The 1,578-nt window shown below is 46.6% G+C and carries 1 protein-coding gene; it reads right to left on the reverse strand.

What is annotated here, in order from left to right; all coding sequences use genetic code 11:
• The coding region (locus H5154_RS22645; RefSeq protein WP_182719715.1) for a tandem-95 repeat protein at positions 1-1,578 on the reverse strand (1,578 nt) is incomplete at both ends.

Below are 1,578 nucleotides of genomic sequence, written 5' to 3' on the forward strand. Positions count from 1 at the left end.
AGGTTAAACGCGAAGTTTTGCCCTACCGGCGCATCGTTGGTGTTGGTGACCTCTAATGTAAATGGCGTTAAACTGGCGCTATCTGTGCCATCGTTAACACTGATAGTAATAGCCGCGTAGCTGCCCACATCCTCGTTCTGTGGCGTGCCCGCTAATTCACCCGTGCTGGTGTCAAAGCTTGCCCAACTTGGCTTATTAATGATGCTGAAACTGAGGCTATCACCATCAATATCACGCACTGATGGCGTAAACTGATACTGACTGTCTTCGCTTACCGTGGTGTTCGGTGTACCACTGATTGTCGGTGCATCGTTAACGTTCTTAACGGTGAGATTAAAGCTACTCAATGCTGTAGTAATCGCGCCGTCTGATACTGAAATAATAATGTTATTATTTACGCCGACATCATCATTACTTGGCGTACCTGACAACTGCCCAGTGCTGCTATCAAAGTTTGCCCAGCTCGGCTTGTTGCTAATGCTAAAGGTTAAGCTGTCGCCATCAATATCGCTGGCTGTTGGGGTAAAGCTATAAAGGGTATCTTGATCAACATTTAATGTTGGAGCACCACCAATCGTTGGCGCGTCATTGACGTTGATCACCGTTAAGCTAAATGCCGGTAAGCTTACCGTATCCATGCCATCGCTGACACTGATCACAATATTACTATACACACCCACATCACTGTTACCAGCGGTACCACTGAGCAACCCGGTACTGCTATCAAAACCCAACCAACTTGGTTTATTACTGATGCTAAAGGTTAAATTATCACCCTCGGTGTCAGTTGCCGTTGGCGCAAAACTATAAACGATTTTTTCACTCACTGACACAGTCGGTGAACCGCTGATCACTGGCACATCATTGACACTGCTCACGGTCACTGTGATCACCGCAGGTGCTGAATCTACGTTGCCATCGTTAGCAACAAAGCTAAAGCTATCGGTGCCAAAGAAGTCACTCTCGCCTTGGTATACTGCTTGCGATCCAGTCAATGTAACACGGCCATTTTGTGGCTGACTGCTGATTTGATACGTTAAGGTATCGCCTTCGATATCGCTGGCGGCAAGGTTGACCGTCAGTAGCGTATCTTCATTTACTGACACCGCCTCTGCACTGGCAACTGGGGCATCATTTACAGCATTAACGGTTAAGTTAACACTAACAGGAGCTGAATCTAACGCACCATCATTGGCTACAAACGTGAAACTATCACTGCCGTTATAATCTGCCGCAGGTGTATACAACCAACTATCACTGCTTTGTTGAACTAGCGTTCCGTGTGCGACATCAGTATCAATGCGATAAGTTAAGCTGTCATTTTCGATGTCTGTCGCAAGCAATGTGATCAATAAGCTTGCATCTTCATCAAGGCTAAGGGTTTGCGTTTGTGCCACCGGCGCATCATTGACTGGGTTTACAGTCATGGTGACAGTAGCAAGGTTAGATATCGCGCCATTGCTGTCTTTAACTGTGTAAGTAAAGCTGTCGTCACCATAGTAATCTGCATTGGCGGTGTAAATGATTGCCCCCGTTGCGGTTACTTGAGTTTGCCCATTGCTTGGTGCACTGACAACC

This window comes from Pseudoalteromonas sp. SR44-5, from assembly GCF_014163675.1.
Lineage (GTDB): Bacteria > Pseudomonadota > Gammaproteobacteria > Enterobacterales > Alteromonadaceae > Pseudoalteromonas > Pseudoalteromonas rhizosphaerae.